At 72.2% G+C, this 19528-nt stretch carries 15 protein-coding genes; 5 read left to right on the top strand and 10 right to left on the bottom strand.

The genetic code is table 11. From position 1 onward, the window contains the following. Positions 1 to 68: 68 nt before the first annotated feature. From ACPWUT_RS02925 to ACPWUT_RS02895, 7 genes are all read right to left on the bottom strand, one after another. Positions 69 to 1883, bottom strand: coding sequence for an ABC transporter ATP-binding protein (locus ACPWUT_RS02925; RefSeq protein WP_425840437.1), 1815 nt, complete (start codon positions 1881 to 1883; stop codon positions 69 to 71). Further along, positions 1880 to 3709 carry an ABC transporter ATP-binding protein gene (locus ACPWUT_RS02920; protein ID WP_425840434.1) on the bottom strand — a complete coding sequence of 610 codons (1830 nt, stop codon included), beginning with the start codon at positions 3707 to 3709 and terminating at the stop codon, positions 1880 to 1882. Before ACPWUT_RS02920 ends, ACPWUT_RS02925 begins: the two co-directional genes overlap by 4 nt. Positions 3710 to 4065: 356 nt before the next feature. Then, on the bottom strand, positions 4066 to 4548 hold the full coding sequence (locus tag ACPWUT_RS02915; protein ID WP_284528276.1) for a methylated-DNA--[protein]-cysteine S-methyltransferase: 483 nt from the start codon (positions 4546 to 4548) through the stop codon (positions 4066 to 4068). Further along, on the bottom strand, positions 4545 to 6035 hold the full coding sequence (locus tag ACPWUT_RS02910; RefSeq protein ID WP_425840429.1) for a DNA-3-methyladenine glycosylase 2 family protein: 1491 nt from the start codon (positions 6033 to 6035) through the stop codon (positions 4545 to 4547). Before ACPWUT_RS02910 ends, ACPWUT_RS02915 begins: the two co-directional genes overlap by 4 nt. A 189-nt stretch (positions 6036 to 6224) precedes the next feature. Next, positions 6225 to 7829 (bottom strand): bifunctional phosphoribosylaminoimidazolecarboxamide formyltransferase/IMP cyclohydrolase, encoded by a 1605-nt coding sequence (purH, locus tag ACPWUT_RS02905; protein ID WP_425840426.1) that lies wholly within the window; start codon positions 7827 to 7829, stop codon positions 6225 to 6227. 33 nt (positions 7830 to 7862) lie between these two features. After that, entirely contained in the window at positions 7863 to 8456 is a 594-nt protein-coding gene (gene purN / locus ACPWUT_RS02900) for a phosphoribosylglycinamide formyltransferase (protein ID WP_284528279.1), read from the bottom strand. Positions 8457 to 8460: 4 nt separating this feature from the next. Next, entirely contained in the window at positions 8461 to 9708 is a 1248-nt protein-coding gene (locus ACPWUT_RS02895) for a DUF6350 family protein (protein WP_425840423.1), read from the bottom strand. Between the two features lie 80 nt (positions 9709 to 9788). Between ACPWUT_RS02895 and ACPWUT_RS02890 the strand changes: the two genes are divergently transcribed. Beyond that, on the top strand, positions 9789 to 11258 hold the full coding sequence (locus tag ACPWUT_RS02890) for an NCS2 family permease (RefSeq protein ID WP_425840421.1): 1470 nt from the start codon (positions 9789 to 9791) through the stop codon (positions 11256 to 11258). 104 nt (positions 11259 to 11362) lie between these two features. Here the strand turns inward: ACPWUT_RS02890 and sucD are convergent, their stop codons facing one another. Both sucD and sucC read right to left on the bottom strand, forming a co-directional pair. Continuing rightward, entirely contained in the window at positions 11363 to 12265 is a 903-nt protein-coding gene (sucD, locus tag ACPWUT_RS02885; protein ID WP_284530350.1) for a succinate--CoA ligase subunit alpha, read from the bottom strand. A gap of 22 nt (positions 12266 to 12287) precedes the next feature. Beyond that, positions 12288 to 13451, bottom strand: a complete 1164-nt coding sequence (gene sucC / locus ACPWUT_RS02880; protein WP_284530348.1) for an ADP-forming succinate--CoA ligase subunit beta — start codon at positions 13449 to 13451, stop codon at positions 12288 to 12290. Positions 13452 to 13587: 136 nt separating this feature from the next. On the opposite strand from sucC, the gene ACPWUT_RS02875 reads away from it, so the two are divergent. After that, positions 13588 to 14265 carry a TetR/AcrR family transcriptional regulator gene (locus ACPWUT_RS02875; RefSeq protein ID WP_425840417.1) on the top strand — a complete coding sequence of 226 codons (678 nt, stop codon included), beginning with the start codon at positions 13588 to 13590 and terminating at the stop codon, positions 14263 to 14265. A gap of 18 nt (positions 14266 to 14283) precedes the next feature. Here ACPWUT_RS02875 and ACPWUT_RS02870 read toward each other — a convergent pair whose 3' ends face one another. Further along, positions 14284 to 15405 (bottom strand): pyridoxal phosphate-dependent aminotransferase, encoded by a 1122-nt coding sequence (locus tag ACPWUT_RS02870; protein ID WP_425842354.1) that lies wholly within the window; start codon positions 15403 to 15405, stop codon positions 14284 to 14286. Positions 15406 to 15535: 130 nt separating this feature from the next. On the opposite strand from ACPWUT_RS02870, the gene ACPWUT_RS02865 reads away from it, so the two are divergent. From ACPWUT_RS02865 to ACPWUT_RS02855, 3 genes are all read left to right on the top strand, one after another. Further along, a complete protein-coding gene (locus ACPWUT_RS02865) occupies positions 15536 to 16780 on the top strand; it encodes an acyl-CoA dehydrogenase family protein (protein ID WP_425840415.1) in 1245 nt (414 codons plus the stop codon). A gap of 40 nt (positions 16781 to 16820) precedes the next feature. Then, on the top strand, positions 16821 to 17861 hold the full coding sequence (locus tag ACPWUT_RS02860; RefSeq protein ID WP_425840412.1) for an ATP-dependent DNA ligase: 1041 nt from the start codon (positions 16821 to 16823) through the stop codon (positions 17859 to 17861). A gap of 244 nt (positions 17862 to 18105) precedes the next feature. After that, positions 18106 to 19407 carry a threonine/serine ThrE exporter family protein gene (locus ACPWUT_RS02855; protein ID WP_284530338.1) on the top strand — a complete coding sequence of 434 codons (1302 nt, stop codon included), beginning with the start codon at positions 18106 to 18108 and terminating at the stop codon, positions 19405 to 19407. Positions 19408 to 19528 lie beyond the last annotated feature (121 nt).

Raw genomic sequence — 19528 nt, 5'->3', positions numbered from 1 at the left:
GGGGGCTCCGAATCCGGCGCGATCATCCGAATCCGCTGACGCGGCGGACGGCGGAGGCTACGACGATCTCAGACCAGCGACTCCCGCCACGCGGCGTGCAGCTGCGCGAACTTGCCCGTGCCGGCGATGAGCACCTCGGGACGGTCGTCCTCGATGATGCGGCCGTGCTCCATGACCAGCACGCGGTCGGCGATCGCCACCGTCGAGAGGCGGTGGGCGATGATGATCGCCGTCCGGTCGGCGAGCAGCGTCTGCAGCGCCTGCTGGATCTGACGCTCGGACGGGATGTCCAGCGACGCCGTCGCCTCGTCGAGGATCAGCACCGCCGGATCGGCGAGGAACGCCCGCGCGAACGAGATCAGCTGCCGCTGTCCCGCCGACACGCGACCGCCGCGCTTGTTGACGTCGGTGTGGTAGCCGTCGGGCAGGCGCTCGATGAACGCGTCGGCGCCCACCGCGCGTGCGGCGGCGCGGATCTCATCGAGCGTCGCGTCGGGCTTGCCGAGCGCGATGTTGTCGGCCACGGTCCCGCTGAACAGGTACGCCTCCTGCGTGACCATGACGATCGCGCGGCGCAGGTCCTTCGGGTGCAAGGACCGCAGATCGACGCCGTCCAGGGTGACCGCGCCCTTCGAGGGATCGTAGAAGCGCGACACGAGCTTGGCGAGCGTCGACTTGCCGGCGCCGGTGGTGCCCACGAGGGCGATCGTCTGCCCCGCCGGGATGTCCAGCGAGAAGTGCGGCAGGATCGTGCGGTCCTCGGAGTAGCCGAACGTGACGTCGCGGAACTCGACGTGTCCCCGGGCGGTCCACAGGTCGACCGGCTCGCGCGGGTCGGGCACGGTGGGCTCCTCCTCCAGCACGCCGGAGACCTTCTCGAGCGCGGCGGTCGCGGACTGGTACGAGTTCAGGAAGAACGCGATCTCCTGAAGCGGCGAGAAGAAGTTCCGCACGTACAGCACGGCCGCCAGGAGCGTGCCCACGAGCATGGCCCCGTCGGCGACGCGGATGCCGCCCCACAGCAGCACCAGCGCGACGGACACCGAGGCGACCGCCATCATCGCCGGCTCGAAGATGCCGAACAGCTTGATGGAGCGCAGGTTGACGTCGCGGTACTGGCTGGACAGATCGCCGAACTCCTCGTCGTTGCGCCCTTCCTTGCGGAACGCCTTGACCGCGCGGATGCCGGTCATCGTCTCGACGAACTTGACGATGACCTTCGCGCTGACGACCCGCGACTCGCGGTAGACGCGCTGGGAGTTCAGGTAGAACCACCGCATGACGAACCACAGCGGGATGCCCATGACCAGCAGGATCACGCCGGAGTGCCAGTCGAGCAGGAGCAGCGCGATGAGCGTGAACCCGCCGTAGAGCACACCGGAGACGAGCTCGTTGAGGCCGCCGTCGAGCAGCTCGCGGATCGAGTCGAGGTCGCTCGTCTGGCGCGAGATGATGCGGCCCGAAGTGTAGGACTCGTGGAACTCGAGGCTCAGGCGCTGCGTGTGGAGGAAGATCCGCTTGCGCAGGTCCAGCATGACCGCCTGGGTCAGCCGCGCGGCCACGACCGCGTACCACCCGATGAGGGCGGCCCCGCCGATGCCGGCCGTCAGGTAGACGAGGACGACGACGGCCGTCGGCATCCAGTCGCCCTCGGACAGCACCTTCGGCAGTGCCTGGTTGATGCCGTACGCGATGAGCGCGGGCCCCGCCACGCGCAGCGCCGTCGAGACGACGAGCACGGTGGCGGCGAGCACGAGCTGCCGGCGCAGCGGGCGCACGAGCGAGCCGAGGAGGCGCAGCGATCGCTGACGGATGGAGCGCGACTCGGCGCGCGTGTAGTCGGAGCGGTCCTCGCCGCTGGTGCCGGTGACCGTGGTGCTCACAGGTTCACCTCCCTTTCGCGGATGCGGGATTGTTCGTCTTCGAGGCTGGAGATCACGTGGCGGTAGTGCTCGCTCGTGCGCAGCAGCTCGGAGTGGGTGCCGACGGCGGTGATGCGCCCGTCCTCGAGGAGCGCCACGCGGTCGGCGAGCGTCACGGTCGAGGGGCGATGGGCGACCACCAGCGCGGTCGTCTCGTGGAGGACCTCGCGCAGGGCGTCCTCGACGAGCGCCTCGGTGTCGACGTCGAGCGCGGACAGCGGGTCGTCGAGCACCAGCACGGCGGGGCGGGCGGCGACCGCGCGGGCGAGGGCGAGGCGCTGGCGCTGACCGCCGGACAGCGACAGCCCCTCCTCGCCGATCACGGTGTCGGCCCCGTCGGGCAGGTCGTCGACGAAGGCCGCCTGGGCCACTCCGAGCGCCTCGCGCATGACGGCCTCGGCCTCGTCGGAGCCTGCGGCCAGGTCCTCGCGGCCGAGCAGCACGTTGTCGCGCACGGTCTGCGAGAACAGCGTCGCGTCCTCGAAGGCCATGCCCACCTGGGTGCGCAGCTCGTGCAGCGGGAGGTCGCGCACGTCGACCCCGTCGAGGGTCACGCGACCGGCGGTCACGTCGTACAGGCGCGCCGGCAGCGTCGTGAGCGTCGTCTTGCCCGAACCGGTGAGGCCGACCAGGGCCATGGTCTCGCCGGGGAGCAGCTCGAGGTCGATGCCGTCGAGCAGGTCGCGCTCGGTCTCGGCGGCGTCCTGGTAGCGGAAGTGCACGCCCTCGAACCGCAGCGCGCCCCGCGTGCGGGCGAGTGCGACGGGCTGCTCGGGGTCGACGATCGTGTTCTCCTCGTCGAAGACCTCGAAGATGCGGTCGGTGGCCGTCCGCGCGTCGAGGAGGAACGAGAAGAGGAAGCCGATCGACTCCATCGGCCAGCGCAGCACGGTGGCCATCGCGAAGAAGGCGACGAGCTCGGCGATCTGCAGCTGGTCGGTCTGGATGAGGAGGATCCCGACGCCCAGGCACAGTGCGAAGGCGATGTCGGGCAGGAGCACGAGCCAGAACCAGATCCAGCCGATCGCCCGCGCCTTGCTCAGCTCGGTCTCGCGCAGCGTCTCGGCCTGGCGCGTGAACTTCTGCAGCGCGTGCTTGCCGCGGCCGAAGGCCTTCAGGACGCGGATGCCGTGGACCGACTCCTCGACCGAGGTGGCGAGGTCGCCGGCCTGGTCCTGGCTCTGCCGGGCCAGCGTGCCGTACGTCTTCTCGAACCGGTACCCGGCGTACCACAGCGGCGCGCACACGATGAGGAACGTCGTGCCGAGCAGCCAGTGCCAGCGGAACAGGAGCACCGCGCCCACGAGGATCGTCAGGACGTTGACGACGAGCAGCACGAGGCCGAACGCCATCCAGCGGCGCATCATGCTGATGTCCTGCATCATGCGGCTCAGCAGCTGGCCGGACTGCCACTTGTCGTGGAACGACACCGGCAGGCGCTGGAGGCGCTCGTAGAACCCGGTGCGCAGGTCGTACTCGACCTTGGTCGCGGGCGCCATGACGAAGAACCGCCGCGCCCACACCATCAGCGCCTCGAGGAGGCCGAGCACGAGGACGGCGACGGCTCCCCAGGTGAGCTGGGTGAGGTCGCCGGACGAGATCGGTCCCTCGACCACGACCTCGAGCACGAGAGGGATCGACAGGGCCAGCAGGCTCGCGATGAGCGCGCTGACGGCGCCGAGCACGAGTCGCGGGAGCACGGGCTTGGCGAAGGGGTAGAGCCGGGCGAGCGCCCGGGGGGTGGACAGTCGTGGCGACGTGGCGGGTCTCTCGGTGGAAGAGGTCATGATCCTTGAGGAGTGGTGGTGGAGCGGATGCCGAGGACGGCGAAGAGGGGGTCGGAGGCACGCGGAACTCCGGCAGGCGTGGCCATGCCGGTCAGAACGCGGGGAGGAGGCGACACCTTCCCGTGGGGCTTCCCCGGGGAGGTGCGCTCCGCGACGTGGCGGAGCGGGGTCTCAGTACCGGTCGCGTCCGGCGACGGCGAGGATGGCAGACGGCTTCGTGGCGAAGATGGTCCGGAACATGATTCCTCCTCGAGTCGGCGACAGGGACGCTGTCACGTCGGCGAACGACGCGACAGCCCTCCAGCCTATGCCTGAGAATTCGCTGAGCGCAACACCTTCTTCGGCATCCGTCCGGATCAGTGCGCCTCGCGCTCCAGCAGACGTCGCTTGACGTCCACGCCCCAGGCGAAGCCACCGAGGGTGCCGTCGCCGCGCAGCACGCGGTGACAGGGGACGAAGAGCGCCGGCGCGTTGCGGGCGCAGATCGATGCGGCCGCACGGACGGCGCTGGGACGGCCGAGTGCCGCGGCGAACCCGGTGTAGGTCAGCGGCTCCCCCGGCGCGATGCGCCGCAGGGCCGCCCATCCGGCGAGCTGCAGGGGGGTACCGGACTGCGCGACCGCCACTTCGTCGATGGCCCGCAGGTCGCCGGCGTAGTACGCCGCCGCCGCGGCGGCCGCTTCCGTCCGACCCTCGCGCACCTCGGGACGTGCCGTCAGTCGTGCGAGCACCGCCTCGGGCTCGGCCGTCCACCCCGAGGCGAGCACGCGCTGCTGCTCGTCGACGAGGAGGGTGAAGGCCCCGTCGGGCGTGTCGATGGTCTCGATGAGGGCGGTCATGCGCTCTTCCTGTTCTGATCGGCCGCGCGCCACAGGTGCGCGGTGAGGTAGCTGCGCCAGGGGGCGGCGCGGACGGCCCAGCTGTCGAAGCCGCGCGGGTCGGAGGGGATGCCGACGGCGGCGGCCCCCGCGCGCACGGCGACGTCGCCCGGCAGGGTGATGTCGGGATCGCCCAGCACGCGCATGCGCACGTAGTCGGCCGTCCACGGCCCGATCCCCGGCCGCGCCAGCAGCGCCGCACGCTGCTCGGCGCCGTCGTCGGCCGTCGTCAACGAGAGCTCGCCGGCGGCCAGTGCCGCTGCGGCCGAGGTGATCGCCCGGATGCGCGCACCCGGGCCCCGGAGCACTTCGCCGCCCCGTTCGGCGATCGCCGTCATCGTCGGGAACAGGCGGTCAGTGCCCTCGAAGGCCTCGACCCGCTCGCCGAGTGCCTCGGTGAGGGCGGTCAGGGCGGTCCGGGCGGCGACGACCGTGATCTGCTGGCCCACCATCGCGCGGATCAGCATCTCGTGGGGGTCGGCCGCCCCCGGGACCCTGATGCCGGGGAGCGCGGCGACACGGGGGGCGATCTCCGGATGCACGGACAGGGCCGCGTCGACGGCGACGGGATCGGCGTCGAGGTCGAACAGCCGCCGGGCGCGCGCGACGAGCGGCGCGAGGTCGCGCAGTTGCGTCAGCCGGGCCCGCAGGCGCACACGGCCCGACGGATCCACGCGCAGCTCGAACCAGGCCGGCCCGCCCTCCAGGCGCAGCGTGCGGGCGAACCGGTCGGCGGCGCCGACCTCCGCTCCGCTCACGGCGCGCACGGCCATCCAGGAGAACAGCCCCGGGGCGTCCAGCGGGCCGCGGTGGGGCAGGACGAGGTCGATCGCCCCGGCGGCGCCACGGCCCGCGCCCCCGGCGGCGCGGCGGGACCGCAGCTCGATCGGCGTGAGGCCGAAGACCTCACGGATGGTGTCGTTGAACTGGCGGACGCTCGCGAACCCGGCCGAGAACGCGACGTCGGCGGCGGGAAGGTCGGTGCCCACCAGGAGCATGCGCGCGGTGTGCGCCCGCTGGGCCCGGGCGAGGGCGAGCGGGCCGGCGCCGAGCTCCGCGGCGAGCAGCCGCGTCAGGTGACGGCTCGAATACCCCAGGCGCGCGGCGAGACCGGGGACCCCCTCGCGCTCGACGACGCCGTCGGCGATGAGCCGCATGGCGCGCGCCGCGGTGTCGCCGCGCAGGTTCCACGCCGGGGAGCCGGGCGCGGCCTCGGGAAGGCAGCGCTTGCACGCGCGGTAGCCCGCCTCGTGCGCGGCCGCCGACGTCGGGTAGAACGTCACGTTGGAGGGCTTGGGGGTGCGCGCCGGGCACGAGGGACGGCAGTAGATGCCGGTGGAGCGCACCGCGGTGACGAACTGCCCGTCGAAACGCGCGTCGCGCGCGTCGATGGCGCGATAGCGCTCGTCGAACGTCGCGCTCGTCATCGTGATCCCCGGACCGTTCATGCCTACACTCTCGCACGCGCCGGCGACACCGGCTCGCGGGAATCGGACATCACGGTGCGCCCCGCCGTCGCGGCGGATTCGGAGAATGCCACTGGATTCGGAGGGGCGGAGGCCCGGCATCCGAATCCGGCGACGATCTGCGAATCCGGGGCGCAGCGGACGGCGAGAACGCCGTGCGGACGCCGACGGTCAGTGGAAGAAGTGGCGCTCTCCGGTGAAGAACATCGTGACGTTCGCCGCGCGCGCCGCGTCGATGACCTCCTGGTCGCGCACCGAGCCGCCCGGCTGGATGATCGTCTTGATCCCGGCGTCGATGAGCACCTGCGGGCCGTCGGCGAAGGGGAAGAACGCATCGGAGGCGGCGACGGATCCCGCCGCACGGTCGCCGGCGCGCTCGACCGCGAGGCGGCACGAGTCGACGCGGTTGACCTGGCCCATGCCGATGCCGACCGTCGCCGAGCCCTGCGCGAGGACGATCGCGTTGGACTTCACGGCGCGGCACGCCTTCCACGCGAAGATCATGCCCTCCAGCTCACCGGGCGCGGGACGCTCGCCGGAGACGAGCTGCCAGTCCTTCGCGACGGACTCGATCTCGTCGGGGAACCGGTCGGCATCCTGCAGGAGCAGGCCGCCGGAGACCAGGCGCACGTCCATGCGCTCCTGCTTCCAGTCGGCGGGGAGGCGCAGGACGCGGAGGTTCTTCTTGAGCTTGAACACCTCGAGCGCCTCGGGCTCGAAGTCGGGCGCGACGATGACCTCGGTAAAGATGTCCCGCAGGTTCTCGGCCATCTTGAGCGTCACCGTGCGGTTGGCCGCGATGACGCCGCCGAACGCCGACACGGGGTCGCACTCGTGCGCCCGCAGATGCGCGGACGCGATCGGGTCGAGGGCGTTGGGGGCGCCGATGGCGATCCCGCACGGGTTGGCGTGCTTGATGATGGCGACGGCCGGCTTGACCAGGTCGAAGGCGGCCCGGAGGGCGGCGTCGGCGTCGACGTAGTTGTTGTAGGACATCTCCTTGCCCTGCAGCTGCGTCGCCTGCGCGATGCCGTGGCCGCCCAGGCGCGTGTAGATGGCGGCGCGCTGATGCGCGTTCTCGCCGTAGCGGAGCGTCTCGAGGCGCTCGGCCTTGATCGTCAGGTGCTGCGGCAGCTCGTCGGAGGCGAGGGTCTCATCGGCGAACCAGGTGGCGACGGCGCGGTCGTACTCGCAGGTGTGGGCGAACGCGCGCGCGGCCAGGTCGCGGCGCTGCGCGAGGCTCGTGCCGCCGTCGGCGACGGCCGCGACGATCGCGGGGTAGGACTCGGGCGAGACGACGATCGCGACGTTGGCGAAGTTCTTCGCCGACGCGCGGACCATCGCCGGTCCGCCGATGTCGATCTGCTCGACGACGGCGTCGCCCTGGGCCCCCGAGGCCACGGTCTCGGCGAAGGGGTAGAGGTTCACGACGACGAGCTCGAACGGCTCGATGCCGAGCTCCGCGAGCTGGGTCTCGTGGTCTTCGAGACGCAGGTCCGCCAGCAGGCCGGCGTGGACGCTCGGGTGCAGCGTCTTGACGCGGCCGCCGAGGGACTCGGGGAATCCGGTGATCTCCGACACGTCGGTGACGGCGATCCCGGCCTCCCGCAGCAGCGCCGCCGAGCCGCCGGTGGAGAGGATCTGGACCCCGGCCGCGGCGAGCGCCTCGGCGAGCGGCAGCAGCCCCGTCTTGTCGCTGACCGAGATCAGGGCGCGGCGGATCGGGACGATGTCGCGCGGGCGGTAGAGGGCAGGGTCGATGGTCGGTCCGGCCATGGGGGCTCCTGTTGTCGCGATGATGGGCGTCGTTCAGTGGGTGTCGTAGGTCGTCAGGTCGAGCTCGCCGGTGGCGATCCGCCGGACGACGTCGATGAGCAGCCGCCGCTCGACGGGCTTGATCCGCTCGTGCAGGCTGTGCTCGGTGTCGCCGGGGAGCACCGGGACGCGCTCCTGGGCGAGGATCGGGCCGGTGTCCACGCCGCTGTCGACGACGATGACGCTGGCACCGGTCTGGGTCGCGCCCGCCGCCAGCGCGTCGCGCACGCCGTGCGCTCCGGGGAACTCGGGCAGGTAGGCGGGGTGGGTGTTGATGAGCCGCGGCGCCCAGGCGTCCACGACGGCGGGCGGCAGCAGCCTCATGAGGCCGCTCAGCACCACGAGGTCGGGGCGCCACACCGACAGCTGCTCGTGCAGCTCGGCGCCCCAGTGCTCACGGGTCTCGAACTCGCGGAACGGCACCATGATCGTCGGGATGCCGTAGGCCTCCGCGTGGGCGAAGCCGTCGGCTTGGCGATCGGCGCCGACGACGACCACCCGGGCGGGGAAATCGGGGTCGCTCGCCGCCTCCAGCAGGGCCCGAAGATTCGAACCCGCGCCCGAGATCAGCACGGCGAGGGTCAGCACCGGCTCAGTCTACCGGCGGCGACGTCTGCCCCGTGGCCGCCGGCGGCACCGCGGACGACCCGTCGCCGCGCGGGGCCAGCAGCACGGCCGCCGCCCCGATGGCGATCTCCACGGCGACCGCGAGCGCGAACGACCCCGCGGCGGGGCCGGTCTGCTGCAGCCGCTCGGGCCCGAGCGCTCCCGAGGACGCCAGTGCCAGGAGCGCGGCGCCGCCGGCCGCACCCGCGACGACGAGGCCGAGGACGATGAGACGGGGCGCCAGCGGCTCGTCGCCCCGGTGGGCGGCGAGCAGTCGCGTGCGGGCGATCCAGCCGGCCCCGGCTCCGACGGCGACGACGAGCAGCGCCAGCAGCAGCAGCCAGGCCGACGGCTCCTCGGGGATGATCCCGAGCACCGGGATCCCGGGGACGACCCCGAGGTCGGTGCCGCCCGGAGACACGGTCGTGCCGCTCCCGAGCGCGAAGCCGGGGCCGGCGGCGTACGCGGCGCCCCACACGATGAGGGTCGGCAGGTAGAGGAGCTGGCCGGTGCCGACCACGAGTGCGCCGACGAGGTCGACGTGAGCCGCTTCGAAGAGGGCGACCACGCGCCCGCCACCGGCGAGCACCGCGATCGCGGTCACCGCCGCGCCCACCGCGACGAGGCCGACGAGCGCGGCGGCGATGCCGCGCGCAGCGGCTTCGACGATGCCGGTGTCGTCGATGTCGATCCGGTCCCGGACGAGGTCGAGGAGGCCGTCGTCGCCCTCCCGCCAGGCGTGGACGAGGGCCCCGGCGGCCGCGGCGGCGAAGAAGACGGCCGTGGGGAGGAGGATCGCCTGCCACGTCGGGACCGCCACGACAGCCAGCGACGAGGTGGCGGCGACGAGCGCGGCGAGGGCGGCGACGGTCGCCGTCCCCGCGACGACCCCGGCCGGCCAGGCGCCGGCCCGCGCGGCGCGCATTCCGGACCGGGCGGCGAAGACGGCGGTGAACAGCGTGAAGGCGAGCGGGGCGAGCGAGAAGGTGAAGCTCGCGGCCTCCGCGGGGATCCCGGCGATCGCCGCGTACTGGTCGTCGAGCGTGATGCTCAGCGGCACGAGGTGCCCCGCCTGCCACAGGGTCGCCGCCGCGGGCCACAGTGCGGCCCAGTCGGGATCGGAGACGCCGAACACCCAGAGCAGCGTCATCGGGGCGAGGGCCGCGGCGATGCCGACGGCGACGACGATCACGGCGTCGAAGGCGGCGAGGAGGGCGACGAGGAGGCGGTTCATGCGGCTTCGACCCTACCGACAGCGCGCCGACGTTCACCGAGGGCGCGCGGGCGCGCTACCTTCGTCCCTGGAGGTCCCCCTTGAGCACTGACAGCACCACGCCCACCGCCCGCACCGAGCGTCCCGAATCCGCCCTCGACCGCTTCTTCGAGATCACCCGGCGCGGCTCGACGGTCGGAGCGGAGGTCCGCGGCGGCCTCGTCACCTTCGTGGCGATGGCGTACATCGTCATCCTGAACCCGATCATCCTCTCGAGCGGCACCGACGTGACGGGGGTGCAGCTGGACTTCGCGCAGGTCGCGGCGACCACGGCGCTCACCGCGGGGGCGATGACCGTTCTCTTCGGTCTCGTCGCCCGCCTGCCGTTCGCCTTCGCCGCCGGCCTCGGCATCAACTCGTTCCTGGCCGTCGCCGTCGTCGGCCAGGTCACGTGGGCCGAGGCGATGGGGCTCGTCGTCATCAACGGCCTGCTCATCGTGCTGCTCGCCGTCACCGGTCTCCGGCGGCTCATCTTCGACGCCGTGCCGATGGCGCTGAAGACCGCGATCACCGTCGGCATCGGCCTCTTCATCGCCTTCATCGGCTTCGTCGACAGCGGCTTCGTCACCGCCACCGGAGCGAACTCCCCGCCGGTCGGTCTCGGCGCCGCGGGCTCGATCGCGACCGTGCCCACCCTCCTGTTCGTCCTCACCCTGCTGCTGGCCGCCGTCCTCATCGCCCGCAAGGTCAAGGGCGCGATCCTCATCGCCCTCGTGAGCGGCACCGTCGCCGCCGTCGTCGTCGAGGCGATCTGGAACCTCGGTCCGAAGATCGGCGCCGACGGCCAGGTCGCCAACCCCGGCGGCTGGGGTCTGTCGGTGCCCGAGCTGCCGTCGACGCTCGTCTCCTGGCCCGACCTCAACCTCGTCGGGCAGATCAGCTTCGGCTCGTTCGACCGGATCGGCATCCTCGCGGCGACGATGCTCGTCTTCACCCTGCTGTTCACCAACTTCTTCGACGCGATGGGCACCTTCACGGGCCTGTCGCGCGAGGCGGGACTGGCCGACGAGAGGGGCAACTTCCCGCGCCTGCGCTCGGCGCTCGTCGTCGAGGGCATCGGCGCGGTCGCGGGAGGCCTCACCTCGTCGTCGTCGAACACCGTCTTCATCGAGTCCGGCGCCGGCATCGGCGAGGGCGCGAAGACGGGGCTCGCGAACCTCGTCACCGGCGGGCTGTTCCTCCTTGCGATGTTCTTCACCCCGCTGACCACGATCGTCCCGACCGAGATCGCGGCCGCGGCGCTCGTCATCGTGGGTGCGCTCATGATGGCCCAGATCCGTCACGTCGACCTCACCGACCTGTCGGCGCTCGTGCCGGTGTTCCTCACCGTCACGGTGATGCCGCTCACCTACTCGATCGCCAACGGCATCGGCGCCGGCTTCGTCAGCTGGGTCGTCATCCGCTCGCTGTCGGGCAAGGCGAAGCAGATCAGCCCGCTCCTGTGGGTGGTCGCCGCCGGCTTCGTGATCTACTTCGCGCGCGGCCCGATCGAGGCCCTGCTCGCCGGCTGATCGCGCGCCGCCCGCGGCGGGCCCGGGCCGACTCCCCGCGCGCCTCGACGCCGAACGACGAAGGGGCCGGATGCCGCTCGGCATCCGGCCCCTCTCGCGTGCGATCAGAGTCCCGCGATGATCTCCCGCATCAGAGCGGCGGTCTCGGACGGGGTCTTCCCGACCTTGACGCCGGCGGCCTCGAGGGCCTCCTTCTTGGCCTGTGCGGTGCCCGCCGAGCCCGACACGATGGCGCCGGCGTGGCCCATCGTCTTGCCCTCCGGGGCGGTGAACCCGGCGACATAGCCGACGACCGGCTTGGTGACGTTCGCCTTGATGTAGTCGGCCGCCCGCTCCTCGGCGTCGCCGCCGATCTCGCCGATCATGACGATCGCCTTCGTCTCGGGGTCGGCCTCGAACGCGGCGAGCGCGTCGATGTGCGTGGTGCCGATGATCGGGTCGCCGCCGATGCCGATGGCCGTCGAGAAGCCGATCTCGCGCAGCTCGTACATCATCTGGTAGGTGAGCGTGCCCGACTTCGACACGAGGCCGATCGGGCCCTTGCCGGTGATGTTGGCGGGCGTGATGCCGACGAGCGCCTCGTCGGGCGTGATGATGCCGGGGCAGTTCGGGCCGATGATGCGCGTCTTGTTGCCGCGGCTCTGCGCGTAGGCCCACGCCTCGGCGGTGTCGCCGACCGGGACGCCCTCGGTGATGACCACGAGGAGGGGGATGTCGGTGTCGATGGCCTCGACCATCGCGGCCTTGGTGAAGGCCGGCGGCACGAAGGCGATGGACACGTCGGCGCCGGTGGCCTCGATGGCCTCGGCGACCGAGGCGAACACGGGGAGCTCGACCGGGTTGCCGTCGGCGTCGGTGTGGAGCACCGTCGTGCCGGCCTTGCGGGCGTTCACGCCGCCGACGACGTTGGTGCCCGCCTTGAGCATGAGCGCCGTGTGCTTGGTGCCCTCGCCGCCGGTGATGCCCTGGACGATGACCTTGGAGTCCTTGTTGAGGAAGATCGACATTGTTCTGCGTTCCTTATCCGGGTCAGGCGTTGGCGAGCTCGGCGGCCTTGTCGGCGCCCTCGTCCATCGATTCGGCCAGGGTCACGAGCGGGTGGGCGGCGTCGCGGAGGATCGCGCGGCCCTCTTCGACCTTGTTGCCGTCGAGGCGGACGACGAGCGGCTTGGAGGCGCTCGCACCCAGCTCGGCGAGCGCGCCGACGATGCCCTTGGCCACGGCGTCGCACGCGGTGATGCCGCCGAAGACGTTGACGAAGACGCTCTTGACCTGCGGGTCGCCGAGGATGACGTCCAGGCCGGCGGCCATGACCTCGGCCGACGCGCCGCCGCCGATGTCGAGGAAGTTCGCCGGCTTGACGCCGCCGTGCTTCTCGCCGGCGTAGGCGACGACGTCGAGGGTCGACATGACCAGGCCCGCGCCGTTGCCGATCACGCCGACCTCGCCGTCGAGCTTGACGTAGTTGAGGTCGTTGGCCTTAGCCTTGGCCTCGAGCGGGTCGGCGGCGTCCTTGTCCTCGAGGAGGGCGTGTCCGGCGTGGCGGAAGTCGGCGTTCTCGTCGAGGGAGACCTTGCCGTCGAGGGCGATGATCTCGCCCTCCTCCGAGAGGATCAGCGGGTTGACCTCGACGAGGGTGGCGTCCTCGCCCTTGTACACCTGGAAGAGCTTGACGAAGACGTCGGCGACCTTCGGGGCCAGCTCGTCGTCGAAGTTCGCGGCCTTGGCGATCTCGAGCGCCTTGGCGGCGTCGATGCCGGTGAGGGGGTCGACCTCGACCCGCGCCAGCGCCTCGGGACGCTCGACGGCGAGCTCCTCGATCTCCATGCCGCCCTCGACGCTCGCGAGCGACAGGTAGGAGCGGTTGGCGCGGTCCAGCAGCACCGAGAAGTAGAACTCCTTGGCGATGCGGGCTCCCGCGGCGACCATGACGCGCTTGACGACGTGGCCCTTGATGTCGAGGCCGAGGATGGCCTGGGCCGCCTCGTACGCCTCGTCGGGGGTCTTGGCGACCTTGACGCCGCCGGCCTTGCCGCGGCCTCCGGTCTTGACCTGGGCCTTGACGACGACCACGCCGCCGAGCTTCTCGGCTGCTGCCTTCGCCTCCTCAGGGGTGTCGGCGACGATGCCGGCGAGCACCGGCACCTCGTACTTTTCGAACAGGTCTCGTGCCTGGTACTCGTAGAGATCCACGTGCAATCCTTCGCTGGGCGACGGTGGGTTTTCGAGGACGGAGAAGTCTCGATGTCGAGATATCGACCAGTCCCCCAGCCTAGTACGTGCCGCTGAGTGCCCTGTCCGCGGCCCCCGCCTGGGTAGGCTCTGCCTCATGAGTGAGCCCGCTCCCCCGCCGTCCCGCAACACCGTCGTCGCGGCCGCCCTCGAGCTGTTCGCCACGCAGGGGTTCGAATCCACCTCCGTCGAGCAGATCGCACAGGCGGCGGGCGTCTCGAGATCGACCTTCTTCCGCCAGTTCGGGGGCAAGGACGACGTGGTCTTCACCGACCACGACGAGCTCCTCGCGCAGCTGCGCACCTTCCTCGGCAGTCGCGACGGCCGCCACGAGAACCCGTGGGCGGCCGTCTGCGAGGCGTCCGTGCAGGTCTTCCGCCATTTCGCCGCCGACCCCGAGCTGGCGCGCCGCCGGTACAGCGTCGTGCGGCAGGTGCCGGCGCTGCGCGAGCGCGAGATCGTGACGGTGTTCCAGTACGAGCGGGTGTTCGACGACTACCTCCGCGGCGCGCTCCCCGGGATCGACCCCGTGGAGTCGGTCGCGTTCTCGGCCGCCGTGACCGCGGTGCACAACCACGTGCTGCGCCGCCTCCTGCGCGACACCAAGAAGGTGCCGGCGTCGGTGCTGTCGGCCGCGTACGACGACCTCATGCACCGCTTCGGCGTGCACCCCGACGGCGAGACGCCCGCGCGCGACGACCTCGTCATCGCGGCCTTCCCGCGCCGGATGCCGGCGGCGGAGGTCGCGCGCCGGCTCAAGTCCGAGCTGAGCTGACGCGGCGACCCGCGCCCCTCACGGCGCGGGCAGGAGCGACAGGCCGTGGAGCAGGTCGCTGCGCGACGCGGCCACGCACACGCGGATCCATCCCTCGCCGGAGGGACCGAACGCCGAGCCGGGCGCCACGGCCACGCGCTGCCGGCGCAGGAAGTCCTCGGCCCACGCGGCGACATCGCCCCCGCTGACGTGTCGCACGTCGATCCACAGGTAGAACGCGCCGGACGGCTCCAGGTAGCCGATGCCCCGCTCGTCGAGGAGTGCCGTGGCGGCGCGGAGGTTCTCCCGGTAGTGGACGCGCGCATCGGCGACGGCGGACTGGTCACCGGTGAGGGCGGCGATCGCGGCGTGCTGCGCCGGCGCGTTCACGCAGGAGATCATCGCCTCCTGCGCCGAGCGCAGCGGCGCCGCCCAGGCGCGCGGCGCGACCAGGAAGCCCACCCGCACCCCGGTCATCGCGTACGTCTTGGACAGGGAGAAGACCCCCACGACGCGCTCGCCTCCGCTCTCGCGGGTGTCGAGCGCCGTCAGGCTCACGTGCGGCGCATCCCAGGCGAGCTCGGCGTAGACCTCGTCGCTGAGGACCCACAGATCGTGACGGCGCGCGAAGTCGAGGAGCCCCCGCGCGTGGTGCTCGTCCAGCACCGTGCCGAGCGGATTGGAGGGCGAGTTCACGATGATCGCGCGGGTGCGCGGGGTCACCAGTCGCTCCAGACGGTCCAGTTCGGGCAGGAAGCCCGCCTCCTCGCGCAGCGAGTAGGCGACCGGCACGGCCGAGAGCATCCGCGGGCTCATCGAGAAGGTGGTGTAGCCGGGATCCGGCACGAGCACCTCGTCGCCCGGGTCGAGCATCAGACCGAGCGCCTGATGCAGCGCCTGCGTGCCGCCGATCGTGGCCCACACCCGCTCCGGATCGAGCGCGACGCCGCGGTCCTGGGCGAATCGCTGGGCGAATGCGCGCCGCAGCGGCGGGATGCCGCCGTTGGCCGTGTAGTTGGTGTCGCCGGCGTCCCACGCGGCCTTCGCCGCGGCCGCGATGTGCGGGGCGACGGGGAGGTCCGGCTCGCCGACGGCGAGGAAGGTGACGCCCTCCAGGGTGAGCGCGATCTCGAACAGGCGACGGATGCCGCTGCCGGGCACCGCGGCGACATGGGGGCTCAGCTGTGGCACCCGCTCAGCGTACGCCCGGCGTGTTTCCCCGGGATGTCACGGTGATACTGCGTACCGCGGATGATGACACTGGATGCCGTAACGGGTTATCCTGTCGCGTATGGGCACCTCCCCCGATCCCTCGGCGTTCCCCGGCCAGTCCGTCTCCTCGTACGACGTCACCGGCCGGCTCGGCACCGACTACTACGCCGTCTTCGCCGACATCCCGGCCGAGGACCGCGCCGTCTGGGAGCGCGCGCAGGCCTACATCGACGAGGTGGGCCCGGCCATGCGCGCGGCCTGGAACGCCGCGGACTATCCGATGGACATCGCCCGTCGCCTCGGTGCGCTCGACCTCCTCAACGACGGCATCGACCACCCGGCCCTCACGCGCTTCTCGCCCCTCGCGGCGGGGCTCGTGAACATGGAGGTGTCGCGCGGCGACGGATCGCTCGGCACGGTCATCGCCGTCCAGGGCGGCCTCGCTCTGCGCACCCTCGCCCTCTTCGGCAGCCCTGCGCAGCAGGAGACCTGGCTCGCCCCGATCGCGCGCGCCGAGGTGCCCGCCGCCTTCGCCCTCACCGAGCCCGACCACGGCTCGGACTCCGTGTCGCTGGAGACGACGGCACGACGCGCCGACGACGGCGGATGGGTGCTGCGGGGGGCCAAGAAGTGGATCGGGAACGGCGCCGCCGGCGGCGTGACGTTCGTGTGGGCACGCGTGGACGACGAGGGCGCCGACGACCATGCGGCGGTGCGCTGCTTCCTCGTGGAGCAGTCCGCTCCCGGCTACACCGGCACCGTCATCACCGGCAAGGGCGCGCTGCGCGGCATCCACCAGGCGCACATCACCCTCGACGACGTCCCCCTGCCCGCCGACGCGGTGCTGCCCGGAGCCCGCACCTTCCGCGACGCCTCGACGGTGCTCTACTCGACCCGCTCGGGCGTCGCGTGGTCGGCGCTCGGCCACGCGACCGCGTGCTACGAGGCCGCCCTGCAGTACGCGCAGCAGCGCACGCAGTTCGGCAAGCCGCTCGCCCGCTTCCAGATGGTGCAGGAGCGGCTTGCCCAGATGCTCGAGGAGCTGACGGCCATGCAGCTGTACTGCCGGCACCTGGCCGACCTCGAGGCGTCGGGCGGCCTGCGTCCCACCCAGGCGTCGCTGGCGAAGTACCACAACACCCGCGCCGCGCGCCGGATCGCCGCCACGGCCCGCGACCTGCTGGGGGGCAACGGCATCCTGCTCGAGAACGGCGTGATCCAGCACATGGCCGACATCGAGGCGATCCACACGTACGAGGGCACCGAGAGCGTGCAGGCGCTGCTGATCGGGCGTGACATCACCGGGGTGAGCGCCTTCGCCTGACCCCTCGCCAGCGTCGGAGGGAGCGGCCAGGATGGAACCCATGTACGACATCCCCGCCCCCATGCTCGCGAAGTCCGTCCCCACTGTGCCGGCCGCCGACCGGGTCGAGGGCGGGCTGTCGTACGAGCCCAAGTGGGACGGATTCCGCGCCCTCGTCGCCTGGGACGGCACGGAGGTCGAGATCGGATCCCGCGGCTCGAAGCCCCTGACCCGGTACTTCCCCGAGCTCGTCGACGCGTTCTCGCGCCTGCTTCCCGAGCCGTGCCTGCTGGACGGCGAGATCGTCGTCGCGGTCGGAGAGCCCGGGGCGCAGCGGCTGGACTGGCCGGCGCTCTCGCAGCGCATCCACCCCGCGGCGTCGCGCGTGACGATGCTCAGCGAGACCACGCCGGCGATGTTCATCGCGTTCGACCTCCTCGCGCGCGGCGACGCCCTGCTCCACGACGAGCCCTTCCGGGTCCGTCGTGCACATCTCGAGGACCTGCTGGCGGGCGTGCCGCACCCCGTCCACCTCACCCGCACGACCGGCGACGCCGACCTCGCGGCGCGCTGGCTGGAGGAGTTCGAGGGGGCCGGGCTCGACGGCGTCGTCGCCAAGCCGCTCGCCCTCCCCTACGCGCCCGGCAAACGGACGATGTTCAAGATCAAGCACGCGCGTACGGCCGACGTCGTCGCCGTCGGCTACCGCGTGCACAAGAGCGGTCGGGGCGTCGGGTCGCTGCTGGTCGGCCTGTACGGACCCGACGGGGTCATCCGCAACGTCGGCGGCGTCGCCGCGTGGAGCGACGCGCGCCGGCTGGAGCTCGTCGAGGAGCTCGCGCCGCTCGTGGAACGCGACGACGAGGGCGACGCCGTCGTCGGCGAGACCGACCGGTCGCGCTTCTCGTCGTCGAAGGACGTGTCGTTCGTGCGGCTGCGACCCGAGCGCGTCCTCGAGGTGCGCTACGACCAGCTGGAGGGCGACCGCTTCCGCCACACCGTGCAGTTCGAGCGCTGGCGGCCCGACCGCGACGCCCGCTCGTGCACGTACGAGCAGCTGGAGGCGGTCGCCTCGTACGATCTCGGCGACGTCCTCGACTGAGCCCCCGCGGCGCGCACCCGAGGGCGAGACGTGCACAGAAACGGGCCCGTGTCGGCGCCGGACTCCGGCGGCCGGACACACGGGCCCGAGATCTGTGAAGCCATCGGGGGGGCTCCGGCTTCGTGTCACCGACGTTACGCGCGCCACGCGCCGGCGCGACGCCCGCCCGGCCGTGACAAATCCGTGCGACGTGCGGCGGATTTGTCACGGTGCACGCCGGGCGCCGGGGTGCCAGGATCGAGGCATGGCCGATGCCCCGGGCGCTGCGGACCCCGACCCCACGCACACGGCGGAGCTGCGTCTCGAGCCGATCGGCTTCATCGCGCGCACCGACGCCGTCATGCGACTCGGCGCCCTCATGCTCGGCGCCGGCGCGTCGTCGGCGCGGGTCAGCGACAGCATGTCGAGGGCAGCTCAGGCGGTCGGCATCGAGGAGCTGCATTCCCGGGTCGGCATGAAGGACATCGTCTCGACCGCCAGCCGCGGCCAGATGTTCCGCACGCGGGTCGCCGAGATCCGCACTCCGGCGGTCGACGCCGACCGGCTGACGGCGCTGAAGCGGCTGACCAACCGGCTCCGGCCGGGAATGACCGCGGTTGAGCTCCAGGCCGAGCTGGACGCCGTCGAGCGGATGCCCCGGCGCTACGGCGACCCGCTGCGGATCCTCGCCGCCGCGCTCGCCTGCGCGGCGTTCGCCCTGCTCAACAACGGCGGGTGGCAGGAGTTCGTGGCCGTCGGCGTCGCGGCCGGCACCGGACAGGCGGTGCGGATGGCCATCCACCGGCTGCGGACGAACGAGTTCCTCGTGGTGTTCGCCTCCGCCGCCACGGCGCTCCTGGTCTACCTGCTCGTCGCGCAGGTGTTCACCCTGGTCGGTCTCCCCGGCGGGCAGCACGATGCGGCCCTCACGAGCGCGGTGCTGTTCCTCGTGCCCGGGTTCCCGCTGGTCACCGGCGCGCTCGACCTCGCGCGCCTCGACCTCAACTCCGGCATCGCCCGCGTGACGTACGCGGTGCTGATCCTGCTGGCGACCGGCACCGCGGTGTGGGGGGTCGCGGCGGTCTTCGACGCGACCGTCACCCAGACGGCGAGTCCGGCCTTCGCCGAGCCGCTGCTGTCGCTCGTGCGGTTCATGGCGGGGATCGTCGGCGTCGTCGGCTTCGCCGTCCTCTTCTCCACGCCCGCCGCGATCGCCCTGGCGGCGGCGCTGCTCGGCTCGGCCGCCAACGTCGGCCGGCTGGCCCTGGTCGATGCCGGCGTGATGCCCGCCGTCGCGGCCGCCGCCGCCGCGCTGGCCGTCGGACTCGGCGCGTACCTCGTGGGCGATCGCCTCCGCGCACCGCGGGTGACCCTCACCGTGCCGGCGGTGCTCATCATGGTGCCCGGCGCCGCGGCGTACCGGTCGATCGCCGGGGTGATCGACGGCGACACCCTCGCCGCCATCCAGAACGGCATGCAGGCGGTCTTCGTCGTGGTCGCCCTGGCGATCGGCCTCACCGTGGCCCGCGTGCTCACCGAACGGGAGTGGCAGCTTCCCGCTCGCTGACGCACACCGCTCCCGAAAGGGCGGCACTCGTCGTCGCCACGGCTGCCGTGAGGCGGCAACGACCGCCATGCTCTCGCCAGCCGTGCCGGAAGAGTGACACTCGTTGTCGGAACGATGGCGG

Source organism: Microbacterium sp. PA5 (assembly GCF_049860775.1).
Classification (GTDB): Bacteria; Actinomycetota; Actinomycetes; order Actinomycetales; family Microbacteriaceae; genus Microbacterium.
Note: the sequence above shows the minus strand (reverse complement) of the source record. Positions and strands in the feature narration are given on the sequence as shown.